Source organism: Rhodoluna sp. (genome assembly GCF_024641065.1).
Taxonomy (GTDB): domain Bacteria; phylum Actinomycetota; class Actinomycetes; order Actinomycetales; family Microbacteriaceae; genus Rhodoluna.
The window spans coordinates 247,569-263,232 of record NZ_JAHEDV010000001.1 but is presented as its reverse complement, the minus strand read 5'-3'; the positions used below and the strand labels follow the sequence as shown (position 1 = coordinate 263,232).

Below are 15,664 nucleotides of genomic sequence, written 5' to 3'. Positions count from 1 at the left end.
ATTTCTTAGCGACAAATACCAATTTAGTTGGCGAATCTTTAGCGGTGGTTGTTGATAAGCGACAAAGCCGCGTCGATATTATCGGGGGTCTTCACAGCAAGGGTTTCGATGCCGGGCATTGATCGCTTTGCCAAACCAACCAAGGTGCCAGCCGGTGCTAGTTCAATCATTGCGGTTACACCTGCTTCAATCATTGAAGCCATGCACAAGTCCCAACGAACCGGGCTCGACACCTGATTGACCATGAGGCTAAGAAATTCAGAACCGCTGGAAACTTTGAGTCCACCGTTGTTACTCCAAAGTGAGACGGCAGGGTCTTGAACCGTCAAGGTTTCAGAGTAGGTCCGTAGCTCAGTCACGGCCGGCGCCATGTATCGAGTGTGGAAGGCGCCAGCAACCTGAAGTGGAATGACGCGGGTTCCTGCAACCGGCTCGGCCTGCAAAGCAGCAATTCCGTCAGCAGATCCTGCGGCGACAATTTGTCCACCTCCGTTGTAGTTTGCCGGCTCAAGACCCAGTTCAGCCAGTCGAGCCTCTACTGCAGCTTGGTCTCCACCTAGAACCGCAGCCATGCTGGTAACCTCTAGTGCCGCGGCCGCAGCCATCGCGTCACCGCGGGTCTTTACAAATTTGATGCCCTGATCGGCCGACATCACACCGCTAACAACAGCAGCGGTGATTTCACCGACGGAATGTCCTGCAACTCCGGCGATTCCGGCTTCACTTGCAGATTGGCCAGAGAGCATGGCTGCGAATGCTGCGGCACCTGCAGATACGATCAATGGCTGCGCGACCGCTGTGTCGCGAATGGTGTCAGCATCTGCAGTGGTTCCGTATCCGATGAGGTCAATGCCCGAGGCGGCCTGCATTTCATCCATGGATGCTTTGAAAGCCGGAAGCTCAAGCCACGGCGATAGGAAACCTGGCGTCTGAGAACCCTGACCCGGGCAAACAACAACAATCATTTCTTGACCTAACTGCGCTTGCGCGCTTCTTTTTCGCTCATTGAACCTAAAACCATGGCCACCTGAAGCACAAACGCCTCGCGCGAGCCTGTTGCATCCCAGCCAATGATTTCTGAAATGCGCTTGAGTCGATAACGAACAGTATTTGGGTGAACAAAAAGTTCACGCGCAGTCGTTTCAAGAGACCTTCCGGTTTCAAGATATCTCGAAAGGGTTTCTAGCAACTCGGGGGAGTTGCTCTCAAGGGGGCGATAAATGCGACTCACCAGGGTGGCCTTCGCAAGCATGTCACCGGCAAGCGCACGTTCTGCGAGAAGTTCGTCAGCTGAGATAAGTCGTGGCGGCTTTGGCCAAGACTTAACTACGGCAAAGCCAGCCAACGCGGCTTTCGCTGATGTGGTGGCTTCGCTGATGCTTGATACTTCTGGCCCAATGACGATGGCCCCATTGCCGAAGAAGGCGTCGAGATTGCCGGCAAGTTTTTTGAACGACTCGGGCTTCTCATTGGCCTCGACTGAAATGCGGCCGATCACAACGATCAGACGGTTGCCATGCACACCCACCAAGACATCAGCGTTGTTTTTACGGGCAATTCGGCGAAGTCCGTCTTGGTCGAAGGGCTCTTTTGCTGTTCCAATGATGGCTGCGACCGGCCCGCGTGCTCGCCAGCCAAGTGCTGCGATACGCGAAGCGAGCTCTTCTTCGTGTTCGCCGCTCAAAATCGAGTCAACGACAAGGGCTTCAAGGCGGGCATCCCAGAGGCCGCGCGCTTCTGCCGCCTTGGCATAGACATCGGCTGCCGAGAAAGCTATTTCGCGCGAATAGAGCAGCACCGCCTCGCGAAGCGATTCATCTTCTTGAACCACTCGATCTTCAACCACCTGCACAACTACTCGAATTAGCTGAAGAGTTTCTTGAAGCGAAATTGATCTGAGCAGTTCTCGTGGTGCAGTTCCAAAAACGTCAGCCGCAACCCACGGTTGTGACTTTGGGTTTTTGTACCAGGCCACAAATGAGGTGATACCAGCCTGAGCGACTAAACCGATAGAAGATCTTCTAGCCGCAGGCATGACGCGATACCAGGGCAAGAGGTCATCGAGGCGCTTCAGCGTTGTAGTCGCTAAATCACCCGAAATCGACTTAAGCCAGTCGAGGGTCTCTTGCTTAGTTTTCGCCACCGGTTGAACCCGAGGTTCCAGCGTTCACGTCGTGCAGACGGTAACGGTCGATTGCCATCTGTGGAACGCTTGGATCCATCTCACCGCGCGCAACTAGTTGCTCAAGTACACGAACGACAATTGACGGACCATCAATCTTGAAGAAACGTCGAGCAGCTGCACGGGTGTCTGAGAAGCCGAAGCCCTCAGCGCCCAAAGTTGCATAGTCACCAGGAACCCAAGGGCGAATCTGGTCTTGAACTGCGTGCATGAAGTCGCTGACACCGATGAATGGGCCAGAAGCCGACTCAAGCTGTGAAGTCACGAATGGCTTGCGAGCTTCGTGGTTCGGGTTCAAGAACTTCTCGGCGTCACAAGCTAGGCCGTCACGACGCAGCTCAGTCCAAGAGGTTACCGACCAAATGTCAGCTGAAACTCCCCAGTCGTTCTGTAGCAACTGTTGCGCCTCGTAGGCCCATGGCACAGCAACACCAGAAGCAAGAATCTGAGCCTTGCGGCCTTCGCTGTGGTTAGTGCTGATCTTGTGAATACCACGGATGATTCCATTTACGTCGGCATCCTCAGGTTCAGCTGGCTGAACATAAGGCTCGTTGTAGACGGTTAGGTAATACATGACGTTAGGGTCTTCGTGCTGACCGCCATACATGCGCTCGATACCCGAACGAATGATGTGACCAATCTCGTAACCGTATGCCGCGTCATAAGTAATGACTGCGGTGTTGGTAGCTGCGATCAATGGTGAGTGACCGTCTGCGTGCTGCAGACCCTCACCGGTTAGTGTCGTGCGTCCGGCGGTTGCACCAATGATGAATCCGCGTGACATCTGGTCTGCTGCAGCCCAGAATGCGTCAGCAGTGCGCTGGAATCCGAACATTGAGTAGAAGACGTAGAACGGGATCATCGGCTGGCCATGGGTTGCATAGCTTGATGCAACAGCAGTGAAGCCAGCCACTGATCCGGCTTCGTTGATTCCGGTGTGCAAAATTTGGCCTGAGGTGCTCTCTTTGTAGGCGAGAAGCAATTCACGGTCTACCGAGATGTAGTGCTGACCATTCGGGTTGTAGATTTTGGCATTCGGGAAGAACGCATCCATGCCAAAGGTGCGTGCTTCATCAGGGATGATTGGCACGATGCGCTCACCGAATTCTGGTGAACGAAGAAGGTCTTTGAACAGTCGAACAAAGGCCATGGTGGTGGCAACCTCTTGGGTGCCAGAGCCCTTCTTTGAAATCGCATACGCGCTGTCGTCAGGCAGTTTGAAGTCAACGTATTTGCTGCGACGCTCAGGAAGGTAGCCTCCAAGTTCGCGGCGACGCTCATGCATGTATTGAATTTCTGGGGCGTCTTGCCCAGGGTGGAAGTATGGCGGCTGGTACGGGTTCTCTTCGAGCTGAGAATCGCTAATTGGAATGTGCAACTCGTCGCGGAAGCTCTTGAGGTTATCAAGGGTGAGCTTCTTCATCTGGTGGGTCGCGTTGCGGCCCTCGAAAGACTTGCCCAGGGTGAAGCCCTTAATGGTCTTCGCGATGATGACAGTTGGCTGCCCCTTGTGCTCTTTAGCGGCCTTGTAAGCTGCATAAACCTTGCGGTAGTCGTGGCCACCACGCTTGAGTCCCCAAATTTCATCGTCAGAAAGGTGCTCGACTAGCTTGAGGGCACGCGGGTCGCGACCGAAGAAGTTTTCGCGCACGAAAGCACCATCTTCAGTTTTGTAGGTTTGGTAGTCACCGTCAGGTGTGCGGTTCATGAGATCAACCAACGCGCCTTCGTGGTCGTTTGCAAGAAGGCTGTCCCACTCGCGACCCCAGACAACCTTGATTACATTCCAACCCGCTCCTCTGAAGAAGCTTTCAAGCTCTTGGATGATCTTTCCGTTGCCGCGAACCGGGCCATCTAGGCGCTGAAGGTTGGCGTTGACAACGAAAGTTAGGTTGTCAAGGTTGTCATTGGCAGCAAGCTGCAGTGCACCGCGTGACTCAACCTCGTCTAGCTCGCCATCGCCCAAAAATGCCCAAACGTGCTGATCTGATGTGTCTTTGAAACCGCGTCCCGAGAGGTAGCGGTTGAACTGTGCCTGGTAAATAGCGTTGATTGGTCCTAGACCCATCGAAACGGTTGGGAACTGCCAGAAATCTGGCATCAGTCGGGGGTGAGGGTATGAAGAAAGCGAACCGCCCTGGTGAGACTTCTCTTGGCGGAAGCCATCTAGTTGATTCGCGCTCAGGCGACCTTCAAGAAATGCGCGGGCATACGGGCCAGGTGAGGCGTGCCCTTGGATGAAAATCTGGTCGCCGCCCGATGGGTGGTCAGCGCCTTTGAAGAAGTGGTTGAAACCAACTTCGTAAAGTGATGCCGAAGAGGCAAAAGTTGAGATGTGTCCGCCAACGCCAACACCCGGGCGCTGAGCGCGGTGCACCAACATGGCCGCGTTCCAGCGCATCCAGGCACGATAGGTGCGTTCAATTTTTTCGTCACCAGGAAATTCAGCTTCGTTTTCAGGTGCGATGGTGTTCAAGTAGTCGGTGGTTGGAACGATAGGAACGTTCAACTGGAGCTCGCCAGAGCGGCGGAGCAGGTTCAGCATGATTTCGCGTGCACGACCACGACCGTGCACTCGCGCGACTGCATCGAGGGATTCAAGCCATTCAGCTGTCTCTTGTGGGTCTTGGTCAGGGGTGTTGACCGCATACGCATCGTTGTTGTTGATAGACATTGATGTTCCCTTTCGTGGGGGATGAACAAAGAATTTCGAATAGCTTTGGTAAAGCCTCTAAAAGAGTTTATGACGACAAAGGGAATCCTTTGTATGTTTTGCTAGTTCAGGGATGAAAGAAAAAGAATTTTTATTTAGGAGAAAACCATGTCACTAATCATCGGCGACGCTGCACCAGACTTTGAACTCGTAAATCAACACGGAGAAACCGTCAAGCTGAGCGAGTTTAGAGGCGTCAAGCCAGTAGTTTTAGTCTTTTATCCACTGTCGTTCTCGGGAATTTGTACCGGTGAACTCTGTGAGCTTCGCGACAACTTTGCACAGTTTGCTGACGCAAATGTTGAACTTCTCGCAATCTCTGTCGATTCAAAGTTCGTGCAAAAGAAGTTCGCCGAGCAAGAAGGCTATGACTTCTCTGTGCTAGCTGATTTCTGGCCTCACGGTGCCGTTGCTTCGGCCTACGGAGTATTTCTTGAAGACTCAGGCATTTCAAATCGCGCAACCTTCGTGATCAACAAAGACGGTGTTCTGGTTGCTAAGTTCGTCACAGCACCTGGCCAGGCACGCAGCCTAGATGAATACAAGCGCGCACTTGCAAGCCTCTGATTTGGCATTCTCTGCGAAAAGTTAGTAGGCTCAAACGAGTTGCAGGAGACTGCAACCCTCGCAAGAGGGGCCTTTAGCTCAGCTGGTAGAGCGCCACGCTTACACCGTGGATGTCATCGGTTCGATCCCGGTAGGGCCCACAGAACAAAATCCCAAGCCAATGGCTTGGGATTTTCTGTTTTTCAATCCATGGGGTTTTTGGAGCCCATTTTTAGTCGCAAGGTAGAATTTGCTTATGCAGCCGTTTTCTCTAACCCCACCGGAACGCCGTTCAATGACTGATGCGCAATTGCATGAGGCTCTCGGTGCCGCTCAGTCAGACGAAGCCGGAATCATGGCTGCAATGGAGCTCCTCGAAACTCAGGCCCAGCTGCGAGACATCGAGAAAATGGAATTCGCTGCCTGGGTAATGGATCTTGAAACTAACGGGTCTCCTGAGGCTTTGTTGGCGGTTCAGAACGCTACGCGAGCTCAACAGGGGCTCGAGCCAGTTGACTACCTAATTCCGGCGACTCCCGCAGTTGATGACGTGGTTGCCAGCTTGAACGCACTTTATGCCAAGCCGGTCGCAGAAGCAGAAGTTGAATCGGAACCACAACTCGAGGTTGAGCCTGAGCCTGAGCCTGAGCCGTTGGTCGAATATTCAGAACTACCGGCTTTTGACGAAAATCTTCGCGCTCAACTTCAATCACAAGATTTTGAATCCTTGCTCGCCGGAGCGGCTGAGGTCGCTCAGGTAGAGACAGCACCAACGGCGTTGGAAGTCGAGTCTTTTCTAGATAGTGAAGCAAGCGACGAGAGTGTCGACCTTGATCAAGTTGCCCAGCCGATTGAACTTGCAGAGCCGGTTTCACTACATTCTCAACCACGAGCCAGCCGCAGAAGCTTGCCGATTTCGCAATTTTGGGCTTGGTTGGGCCTTGGCGGCTCAATTCTTCCACTTGGCCTTGCAGTTGCCATTAGCCAGTTTGACATCTCGTTCCTTCAGGGCGCGTTCGCCATCGCCGCTGGATCAACTGCTTCGGCATTAGCTATTGCAATCGCCGCGCTTTCGGGAAAGAGAAGTGGGCTTGCAACGGCGTTCCTTTCAAGAGCTCCTTTCGGTGTCTTCGGAAACATTGCCCCGGCAGCATTCTTGTTGCTGACCAGGGTTTTCTGGTCAGTGGCAATTGTTTGGTTTGTGCTTCAGGTTTCTACTCGAGTAGTTTCAACCGATCAAAAAGCTATTGAGCCAATCGCATTCATAGCCCCAATTGCCATCAGCATTTTGGCGGCAACTCTGGCCTTCCTTGGCGGAAAAGTCCTTTTCAAGATTCAGCAAATCTCAGGGCTCATCGGTTTGATTGCCGGTGCAACAATCGTTGGATTCACTGCCTCGGGTATTGCCTGGAATGATCTGCTGCTCGAAGTTTCTGGAAGTTGGGTATCGACTTTTGCAGCGATGGGGGTCGTATTCAGCGTTTTTGGTGTTGCCTGGTCAGGTTCTGGCGCAGATTTCGCTCGCAAACTCTCGTCGAGCTCACTTGGCTTCAAAGTGGTTGGTTGGGCGCTTCTGAGTTTGGCAATTGTTCCGGCAGCAATTGGAATTTATGGATTTGCGCTCATCCGAGGCATGCGTGGCTTCGGGCCAACCTTCGATGAGCAGTTCGCAGCCAACTTTGTTTCAGCTCTCGCAACTAATTCGAACGTGTTCGTTGCAATCTTCTTGCTTGCAAGCGCGGTGATTTCTAGCGTGGTTATGTTGGCGATGTCTAACTATTCTTTGAATCTTGTTCTGCACTCGCTGAGCATCAAAATGAAGCCACTGTTGGGGCAGATTGTTATCGCAGTCTTGGTCGTCGGTGGCGCTGTTTCTATCGGCATTTTTATCGAGGCCGAGAGCGCACTGAAAATTCTTATTGACTACGCGCTTGCGTTGGCAATTCCTGTTTCTGCCTGGATTGGCATTTATACCTCGGATGTTTTGATTCGCCGTATCGCTTATCACGAGATTTCACTGACTCGCGGCTATGGTTTCTACAAAGCCGTGAACCTATCGACCTTACTCGGGTGGGCTTTGGCAGTTGCAGTCGGTTGGGGGCTTATTTCTTCGAGCCAACCTGGCCTAACTTGGCTCGGCTACCTGACGGCTCAACTACCGAGCGCAGGTTTTTGGTCTGCAACCAACTTTGGAATCATCATCGCTCTAGCCTTGGGTCTCCTTTTGCCAGTTGCTCTAGGGATTCCGCGAATTAAGCGACAGGAAGCTGAAGTATTGGCAATCGAAGCCAGACGCGATGAGCTCAAGAACATGTTTGAGGCGATGGATTAATGTCAACCCAACTTTCACTTCTCACCTCAGATTTTGAACAACTATGGCCACTGGCTGGCGCAGAGTCTTGGGACACACCAGGTTTAGTAGCAGGTTCAACCTCGCAGTTGGTGTCTCGCGTTCTTCTTACCGTTGATGTGACTAAAGAAATTGTCGATGAAGCTCGAGACGGCGGATTTGACCTAATTTTGGCGCATCACCCGTTGATTTTGAAGGGTGTCACCAGCCTCGATGAAGCAACCTCAAAGGGCGCTCTCTTGGCGTCTGCAATTCGTTCCAACATCGCGATTTACGCTGCTCACACAAACGCCGACATTGTTGAAAATGGAGTTTCTGACACGCTTGCACGCGCTTTCGGTTTAGTTGATCTAGTGCCGTTGGTTGCAGGCGAGTCTGGCTCGGTTGGTCACGGTCGCTTGGGGCGCCTACCGTCATCGATTAAACTAGGCGACTTTGCCCGAGCAATTTCGAGAATTTTGCCGTCGACCGCGAGCGGCATTCGAGTTTCGGGTGAATACGACTCAGAAATTTCTAAAGTTGCGTTGTGCGGTGGAGCTGGTGACTCATTCATTCCGGTCGCGATGAGTTCAAATGCTGATGTTTACGTAACCTCAGATCTGCGTCACCACCCAGTTCAAGAAGCGCGCGAGACCGGTCTTAATCAAAAACCTCTTGCATTCATTGATGTTTCGCATTGGGCAAGTGAATGGTTGTGGCTTGATGTTGCAGCGCAACAACTGGCTTCGCGTCATCCGAGCATTCAATTCGTAGTCAGCCAGATTCGCACGGATCCTTGGGACTTCGTAGTCACACAGTAGTTTCAAACTAAAGAGAGCAAACTAATGAAAGCATCAGTGCAACAACAGCAGGACCTTTTGGGTCTAGGCGATATTGATCTTGAGATCAGTCGTTCAAAGTCGGCTCTTGGAGCCTCGACGAATGGGGCCGCTTTCGTTGAATTGCGTTCGCGCCAGCGTGATATGGCGGCCGATTTAATCGCTGCACGTAATGCTCTCGATTCGGTTGCCCTTGAGCTAACTCGTGCCGAGGCTGACCTTGAGTTGGTTGAACAGCGCATTGCCAAAGACTTAGTCCGACTCAACTCGACAAATTCAGCCAAGGATGCCCAGGGAATCCAAAGCGAGTTGGAGTCTTTGCAGCGTCGTAAATCAGATCTTGAGGATGCCGAACTAGCAATTCTTGAAAAGAAAGAGCTTGCTCAGGCTAATTTTGATGATGTTCTCGCTACCAAGAACACGCACGATGCCGAACTTTCTGAGCTTGAATCAAGTAACGAGGCAGCTGTACTCAAACTTCGTTCTGGCCTAGACCTACTTGTCACCAAACGAGCCCAGCAGGCCTCTAAAACTGACGTCGAGCTTTTGGCTCTCTATGAAAAGAAGTTGGCTCGCGGCACCGCTGTGGCCAAACTCAACATAAACGAGTGTGGAGCCTGTCGAATTGGCCTCGGCGCAACCGCGTTAGCAGAGATTCACGCCAAGCCAGCCGACGAGTTTGTAACCTGCCCTGAGTGCCAAGCATTACTCGTACGATGACCAAACCATCCAAGCTAATCATTGAGGCTGACGGCGGTTCGCGTGGTAACCCTGGTTCGGCTGGTTCTGGCGCGGTTGTTATCGACGCAGAATCCGGCGAGGTAATCCTAGAAATTGCCAAGTACATTGGCATAGCCACAAATAATGTGGCCGAGTACCTCGCATTGAAAGCTGGCCTTGAAGGTGCACTTGCTCTAAACAGCGAGGCTCAAATCTTGGTGCGCATGGACTCCAAGCTCGTAATCGAACAGATGGCTGGACGCTGGAAGATTAAGCACCCAGACATGATTCAAATTGGAAGCCAAATTCAGAAATTAGTTGCGAACCTAGACATTCGCTGGATGTGGATTCCGAGAGAAGAAAATTCACGGGCTGATGCGCTTGCCAATAAAGCCATGGATGATCGAGCAGATTCGGTTTCGAAGTCTGAACAAAATGCTCCACGATCCGGCGTTGCAGAGTTCAACCAGGAGCTTCCTAGCTCTGTTCGAGCTCCAGGTGAAGTGACAGAACCCCTTACGACACTTGTGCTTATCCGCCACGGCCGCACCCACCTGACTGAATCTAAGCGCATTTCGGGTAGTGGGGGTGAGAATCCTGGGCTTTCTGAGCTGGGTCGCAGTGACGCACACGCAGCTGCTAAAGCCGTAGCTTCAATCGGATCAACTGGCCAATGGGCACACATCTCGCCTGTTTCGGCAATTGTTGCCTCACCAATTCAGCGTACTCGTGACACTGCAAACATCTTGGCTAATGAACTTGGTCTCGGAGTTGACATAGTTGACCACATAGCTGAAATTTCTTTTGGCGACTGGGACGGCCACACCAACGAAGAAGCTGAGGCTAAATGGCCAGCAGAATTCGCCCGATGGAGGGGCTCCTGGTCTGATTCTCCGCCGAATGGCGAGTCACTCGCTGACTTTGATGCACGCGTTCAGGATGGTCTTGATGAAATACTCTCGATGCATGCTGGCAAGACGGTAGCAGTTGTGAGCCATGTGATGCCCATCCGAGGCTTAGTTCGTGCAGCCATGGATGCTGGCGTTTCGGCCTATTGGCGTCCTCAGATTTCGCCTTGTTCGGTAACTATTCTGCGCTTTTGGGGTAGACAGGCTGCTGAAATAACTACGGTCAACTCGACTTCGCACCTTTAATCCGCTGCGCTTTCGCCTGAGGTGATTTGCAACTAGGCTCTTATCTTGGATGGGTCGGCAAGACGATCGCGACAGCAATGTCGAGGAACGTCCGGGCTCCAAAGAGCATGACGGTGGCTAACGGCCACCCGGGGCAACCCGCGAGATAGTGCAACAGAAAGTAAACCGCCGCTTTGCGGTAAGGGTGAAACGGTGGTGTAAGAGACTACCAGCGCAGGATGTGAGTCTTGCGGCTATGTAAACCTCGTCTGGAGCAAGGTCAGATAGAAATCTTTAGAGCTGCTCGCTCTGGATTTCGGGTAGACCGCTTGAGGACATCGGCAACGGTGTCACTAGATAGATGATCGTCACCTAGAAATAGGCACAGAACCCGGCGTATCAGCCGGCCCATCCACTAAGCCTTGTATTCCTTTTTAGCTAGCGCGGCGGCACCTAGGATTCCAGCGTTGTTGCGCTTTAGGGCTGGCAAAACAGTAGCCTTCAAACCCAAGTGTGGCAAGAAATTCTCGTGTTCCTTTGAAACGCCTCCACCGATGATGATTAGGTCGGGGCTAAACAGTCTTTCGAGGGTCGAATAGTACTTGTGCAAACGCTCAATCCAGGCCGGCCAGTCTAGATTCTCGCGCTCTTTGGCAGCGAATGAAGCCTTGGTTTCGTAGTCGACACCATCAATCTCAAGGTGACCCAGTTCAGCGTTTGGAACGAGCTTTCCATCCATGAATAAAGCTGTGCCAATGCCAGTGCCCAAAGTAGTCATAATCACTAGCCCCGGCTTGCTTCTACCAGCTCCGAATTTGATTTCGGCGTATCCAGCAGCATCAGCATCGTTTACAACGTGAACCGAGCGGCCAAGTTCCTGTGTGAAAAGTGCATCGGCATCAAGACCAATCCATTCCTTGGATACATTGGCTGCCGACATTGTGCGCCCGTGCTGAACCACAGCAGGAAAACAGATTCCGACAGTGTGATGCGGTTTGGCATTTTTGAGCTCGCCGATGAGCTTTTGAACCACCTCAGCGATGTCCTGCGGTCTTCCACCCTCTGGGGTCTCATACCTAACGCGGTCGCCGACTAGTTCGCCGGTTTTTACGTTAACCACGGCCCCTTTGATGCCGGTGCCACCGATGTCGATGCCGATTGCTTTTTTACTCATGGATGAACCTAACTAGGGGAGGGTGAGAATATCTAGGCCGTTTTCGGTTACGGCAAAGGTGTGCTCGAATTGAGCTGTAATGCTCTTGTCTTTGGTGGTGACTGTCCAATTGTCGGGCCACATGTCCCACTGGTGAGTGCCAAGTGTGAGCATTGGCTCGATAGTGAAGACCATACCGACCTTGATCTCATCGTTGTAAAGCGGTGCTGAATCGTAGTGGGGGATGATTAAGCCTGAGTGAAAAGCTTCGCCGATTCCGTGGCCGGTAAAGTCACGCACAACTCCGTATCCGAACCGCTTTGCATAAGTTTCAATGGCTCGGCCGATGATGTTGATCTCACGGCCTGGTAGTGCAGCAGCCGCACCGCGCATCATGGCTTCTTGGGTGCGCTCGACTAAAAGTTTGACTTCGTCAGCGACATTGCCAACCAAGAAAGTCTTGTTGCTGTCACCGTGAAAACCATTTTTGAATGCGGTGATGTCGATGTTAACTATGTCACCATCCTGCAAAACGGTGTTGTCCGGAATTCCGTGGCAAATAACTTCGTTTACCGAAGAGCAGAGTGACTTTGGGTAGCCGCGATAACCGAGTGTCGAAGGGTACGCCCCGTTTTTAACCAAAAATTCGTGCCCGATTCGATCAAGTTCATCGGTTGTGACACCGGGTTTTGCGTGTTCGCCGACGAGTTCAATTGCTTGGGCAGCGATTCTTCCGGCCGTTCGAATTTTTTCGATTTCATCCGGGGTTCGCACATCGCCGCCAGTCCACTTCGCTGGAGCCGACTTACCCACGTAGCTTGGTCTTGAAATATTGCTAGGAACAGCTCTGGCTGGAGAAAGTTCTCCAGGCAGTAAGTAACCGGTCATTGGGTCGCGTGGCATGGGTCAAGTCTATTTCACGCGAGCTATGCTCATCGAGAGGAGGCCAAGTTGGCAAGAGAAACTGTTTACTCAGAAAAAGATGAGACCCCAGAATTCTGGTTCAATCTGAAGTCGCTCACCGTTGAAGTCGGTAAAAAATCTCCTGCGCCTAATCGTTTAGGCCCGTTTAGTTCTAGAGAAAAGGCTGAGCAAGCTCTGCAGACAATCCGCGCACGAACAGAAAAATGGAATTCCGAAGATAAGGATTAGTCAGTGAATGAATTTGAGTCGGCCGGAAAAGCGCCTGATTCGACTTCTGCTCGGTACTGCTGAGCGGCGCTACTAAGAATCTGATTCAGGTTCGCATACTGCTTTACAAATTTGCTTGGCTTGCGATCTGACAAGCCAGCAAAGTCAGTCCAAACCAGAATCTGCCCGTCAGTTCCAGAGCCCGCGCCTATGCCAATTGTTGGAATTGACAGCTTGGCCGAAACTTCTTTGGCCAAAGGGGCTGGAACCATCTCGAGCACTACTGCGAAGGCACCAGCTGCTTCAACTGCAAGTGCATCGCGCATGAGTTGCTCGGAGGCGTCACCGCGACCCTGAACCTTAAAACCGCCGAGTGAATTTACGCTCTGCGGGGTGAAACCGATGTGTCCCATAACAGGAATTCCTGCTGACACAATGGCTTGAATCTGTGTGGCGCTGCGTTCGCCACCCTCTAATTTCACGGCCGCAGCACCGGTTGGCTTCATGAGCTTGATGGCGTTGCGCAGAGCATCATCTGGGCCAGTTTCATAGCTTCCGAACGGCAGATCAATAACGACGAGGCTTCGTTTAGCAGCGTGCGCTACAGCTCGTCCGAAAGTTGCCATCTCTTCAACGGTGATTGGCAAGGTGGATGCGTAGCCAAGTGAATTGTCGGCAGCTGAGTCTCCAACAAGTAGTACGTCTATTCCTGACTGGTCGAAGATAGCCGCGGTCAGGTGGTCGTAACTTGTCAGGCAAGAAAATTTTCGCCCGGCATCCTTGAATTCTTTAAGGTGCGAGGTGCGAATTTTCTTTGGAGTGAATTCCATTAACTACGCTTCCAGGCGTCCACTTCGATTTCAACCAACATGTTTGGGTTGATGAACTGAATTCCGGCAAGCATGGTCAGTGCTGGCTTGATCTGGCCAAAAACTTCACCGTGAGCTTTACCTGCTGCATCCATGTCGGTACCGTTGGCCAAATAAACACGTGAGCGAACTACGTCTTCAACGCCATAACCGACCTGAGCCAGTGCTTTTGCAATTACCTCTAGGGCTACCTTTGTTTGACCGTAGGCATCGCCTTCGTGCTGCAATTCACCGTCAACAGTGGCTGTGGTGCCAGAAACGTGAACGTAGTCACCGGCAACTACTGCGCGTGAGTAACCCAAAACTGCTTCCCACGGACCGCCACTTGAAATCAACTTGTCTGCTGCCATTATTTGGTTCCTTCTTTGAATCGGTTTGTAATCGGAAGTCTTCGGTCGCGACCAAATGCCATTGGTGAAATCTTAGGTCCGATGGCTCCTTGGCGACGCTTCCATTCTGCCCTGTCAACCAAGCCAATAATGCGGTCAACGGTATCTTCGTCGAAGCCAGCGCGGATAATTTCGTCGCGTCCGTCGCCTTGTTCAACATAAAGTTCGAGCAGACCATCCAAGATTGCATAGTCAGGCAGACTGTCTTGATCAACTTGACCAGGGCGAAGCTCAGCCGACGGAGGCTTTGAGATCGAATTTGATGGAATCGGGGGAGTTTGACCGTTTGCCGCGGCGAAACTGTTTCGCCATTCAGCTAGTCGCCATACTCTAGTTTTTTCAACATCCTTGATCGGTGCAAAACCACCGACTGAATCTCCGTAAATAGTTGAGTAGCCAACGGCAAGTTCTGTCTTGTTACCAGTGGTGAGAGTTAGGTGGCCCTCAGCATTTGAAAGCGCCATCAGAATGACACCACGCATGCGCGCCTGCAGGTTTTCGCTAGCCAGACCTTCAAGGTTCAGTTGACCCTCAAAAGCTTCGACCATGGTTTCAATCGTTTCGGTGCGATAGTGGCACCCGAGTCGCTCGGCTAGATCTTCGGCGTCTGATTTTGAATGGTCAGACGAATACATCGATGGCATTGAGACACCAAACACGTTGTCGGCACCAATTGCATCTGCAGCAATTACCGCGCAAACCGCTGAGTCGATTCCGCCACTTAGACCCAACACCACAGACTTGAATCCATTTTTTCTCACATAATCGCGAAGCCCAAGCACTAGAGCGGTCCAAACCTGTCCTTCATCTGAGGATTCAAGTTCAGAATTAATAGGCGCAGCATTTACCTCGTTGGCCCGCTCGCTCGAATCAACATCAATGAAAGTAAGTGATTCTTCGAATTTGGCCGCACGTGTAATGAGGTTTCCTGCGCTGGTGACGAATAGGCTGTCGCCATCGAAGACTAGGTCGTCTTGGCCTCCAACCAGATTGACATAGGCAACTGCGCTTTTGCTGCTGCCAGCTAGGTTCTGAACCAGTTCAAGGCGTCGGTCATCCTTGTGCACCTCGAAGGGTGAACCGTTCAAAACGAGCGTCACATCGGTTGCGTTAGTTGAAAGTTGTGCAACTGGCCCACCAGACTGCCAAATGTCTTCGCAGATCAACGTTGAGAATCGAAGTCCTGCATGCTCAAAGGTGAGCAGGCTGTCGCCGGGAACAAAAACTCGGTATTCGTCAAAAACTGAATAATTTGGAAGGTGGTGTTTGTCGTAGGTTCCGATGATTTTGCCATCGCGGATGACCGAGGCGCTGTTGTGAGCGATAGCCCAGCGTGAATTCCTGGCTAGTCGAGGGTGGCCGATTACGACTGCAATTTCGCCGTAGCCATCGATAGAAAGCTGGCTCGCAAAGGTTTCGATAGCAGCTTCAGAAGACTCAATGAAGGAGCGTCGGCTAGCTAAGTCTTCGATCGGATAACCGGTTGCGCTCATTTCAGGAAAAACCACTAGCTGAGCGCCATTGGCAGCTGCAGCTTTCACGACCTGCAGGCAGTTGGCGATGTTGTTGTGAATGTCGCCGACAGTTGGATTTGTCTGCGCCATAGCTAAGCGAACTTTGGGCATAACCATTAGCCTAGTAGCAGGTAGAGATAGGAAAA

Annotated in this window: 14 protein-coding genes, 1 tRNA gene and 1 other RNA gene; 8 read left to right on the top strand and 8 right to left on the bottom strand. The window is 52.0% G+C overall.

Features of this window, described 5'->3' with window-relative positions; all coding sequences use genetic code 11:
* Positions 1-38: 38 nt before the first annotated feature.
* The 3 genes from Q0L26_RS01255 to aceE are packed head-to-tail and all read right to left on the bottom strand — an operon-like array spanning position 39 to position 4,856.
* Positions 39-965: an ACP S-malonyltransferase gene (locus Q0L26_RS01255; protein ID WP_296646312.1), complete on the bottom strand. Its 927-nt coding sequence runs from the start codon at positions 963-965 to the stop codon at positions 39-41.
* Between the two features lie 8 nt (positions 966-973).
* Positions 974-2,143, bottom strand: a complete 1,170-nt coding sequence (locus tag Q0L26_RS01250) for a helix-turn-helix domain-containing protein (protein ID WP_296646310.1) — start codon at positions 2,141-2,143, stop codon at positions 974-976.
* The gene (gene aceE, locus Q0L26_RS01245) at positions 2,130-4,856 is read right to left on the bottom strand and encodes a pyruvate dehydrogenase (acetyl-transferring), homodimeric type (RefSeq protein WP_296646307.1); all 2,727 of its coding nucleotides are present in this window, start codon (positions 4,854-4,856) and stop codon (positions 2,130-2,132) included. The genes Q0L26_RS01250 and aceE overlap by 14 nt, the downstream gene beginning before the upstream one ends.
* Positions 4,857-5,003: 147 nt before the next feature.
* On the opposite strand from aceE, the gene Q0L26_RS01240 reads away from it, so the two are divergent.
* The 7 genes from Q0L26_RS01240 to rnpB all read left to right on the top strand — a co-directional run bounded on the left by Q0L26_RS01240 (position 5,004) and on the right by rnpB (position 10,877).
* A complete protein-coding gene (locus tag Q0L26_RS01240) occupies positions 5,004-5,462 on the top strand; it encodes a peroxiredoxin (RefSeq protein ID WP_296646304.1) in 459 nt (152 codons plus the stop codon).
* A gap of 67 nt (positions 5,463-5,529) precedes the next feature.
* Positions 5,530-5,602: transfer RNA gene (locus Q0L26_RS01235), tRNA-Val, on the top strand.
* A gap of 95 nt (positions 5,603-5,697) precedes the next feature.
* Entirely contained in the window at positions 5,698-7,773 is a 2,076-nt protein-coding gene (locus Q0L26_RS01230; RefSeq protein WP_296646302.1) for a cytosine permease, read from the top strand.
* The gene (locus Q0L26_RS01225) at positions 7,773-8,591 is read left to right on the top strand and encodes a Nif3-like dinuclear metal center hexameric protein (protein ID WP_296646298.1); all 819 of its coding nucleotides are present in this window, start codon (positions 7,773-7,775) and stop codon (positions 8,589-8,591) included. The genes Q0L26_RS01230 and Q0L26_RS01225 overlap by 1 nt, the downstream gene beginning before the upstream one ends.
* 24 nt (positions 8,592-8,615) lie before the next feature.
* Positions 8,616-9,329, top strand: a complete 714-nt coding sequence (locus Q0L26_RS01220; RefSeq protein ID WP_296646295.1) for a C4-type zinc ribbon domain-containing protein — start codon at positions 8,616-8,618, stop codon at positions 9,327-9,329.
* Entirely contained in the window at positions 9,326-10,483 is a 1,158-nt protein-coding gene (locus tag Q0L26_RS01215; protein ID WP_296646293.1) for a bifunctional RNase H/acid phosphatase, read from the top strand. Before Q0L26_RS01220 ends, Q0L26_RS01215 begins: the two co-directional genes overlap by 4 nt.
* A gap of 50 nt (positions 10,484-10,533) precedes the next feature.
* An RNA gene (gene rnpB, locus Q0L26_RS01210) (RNase P RNA component class A) lies at positions 10,534-10,877 on the top strand.
* Here the strand turns inward: rnpB and ppgK are convergent.
* Both ppgK and map read right to left on the bottom strand, forming a co-directional pair.
* Positions 10,878-11,636 (bottom strand): polyphosphate--glucose phosphotransferase, encoded by a 759-nt coding sequence (ppgK, locus tag Q0L26_RS01205; protein WP_296646292.1) that lies wholly within the window; start codon positions 11,634-11,636, stop codon positions 10,878-10,880.
* Between the two features lie 12 nt (positions 11,637-11,648).
* Positions 11,649-12,518, bottom strand: coding sequence for a type I methionyl aminopeptidase (gene map, locus Q0L26_RS01200; RefSeq protein ID WP_296646291.1), 870 nt, complete (start codon positions 12,516-12,518; stop codon positions 11,649-11,651).
* Positions 12,519-12,566: 48 nt separating this feature from the next.
* Here map and Q0L26_RS01195 point away from each other — a divergent pair, with 48 nt between their 5' ends.
* The gene (locus Q0L26_RS01195) at positions 12,567-12,767 is read left to right on the top strand and encodes an SPOR domain-containing protein (protein WP_296646289.1); all 201 of its coding nucleotides are present in this window, start codon (positions 12,567-12,569) and stop codon (positions 12,765-12,767) included.
* Here the strand turns inward: Q0L26_RS01195 and panB are convergent.
* From panB to Q0L26_RS01180, 3 genes are read right to left on the bottom strand one after another with little or no spacing between them, the layout of a single operon-like run.
* Positions 12,764-13,576, bottom strand: a complete 813-nt coding sequence (gene panB, locus Q0L26_RS01190; RefSeq protein ID WP_296646287.1) for a 3-methyl-2-oxobutanoate hydroxymethyltransferase — start codon at positions 13,574-13,576, stop codon at positions 12,764-12,766. The two genes, Q0L26_RS01195 and panB, sit on opposite strands and share 4 nt — an antisense overlap.
* Positions 13,576-13,965: a RidA family protein gene (locus Q0L26_RS01185; RefSeq protein WP_296646286.1), complete on the bottom strand. Its 390-nt coding sequence runs from the start codon at positions 13,963-13,965 to the stop codon at positions 13,576-13,578. The genes panB and Q0L26_RS01185 overlap by 1 nt, the downstream gene beginning before the upstream one ends.
* Positions 13,965-15,629 carry an NAD+ synthase gene (locus Q0L26_RS01180; RefSeq protein WP_296646284.1) on the bottom strand — a complete coding sequence of 555 codons (1,665 nt, stop codon included), beginning with the start codon at positions 15,627-15,629 and terminating at the stop codon, positions 13,965-13,967. Before Q0L26_RS01180 ends, Q0L26_RS01185 begins: the two co-directional genes overlap by 1 nt.
* Positions 15,630-15,664: the final 35 nt, after the last annotated feature.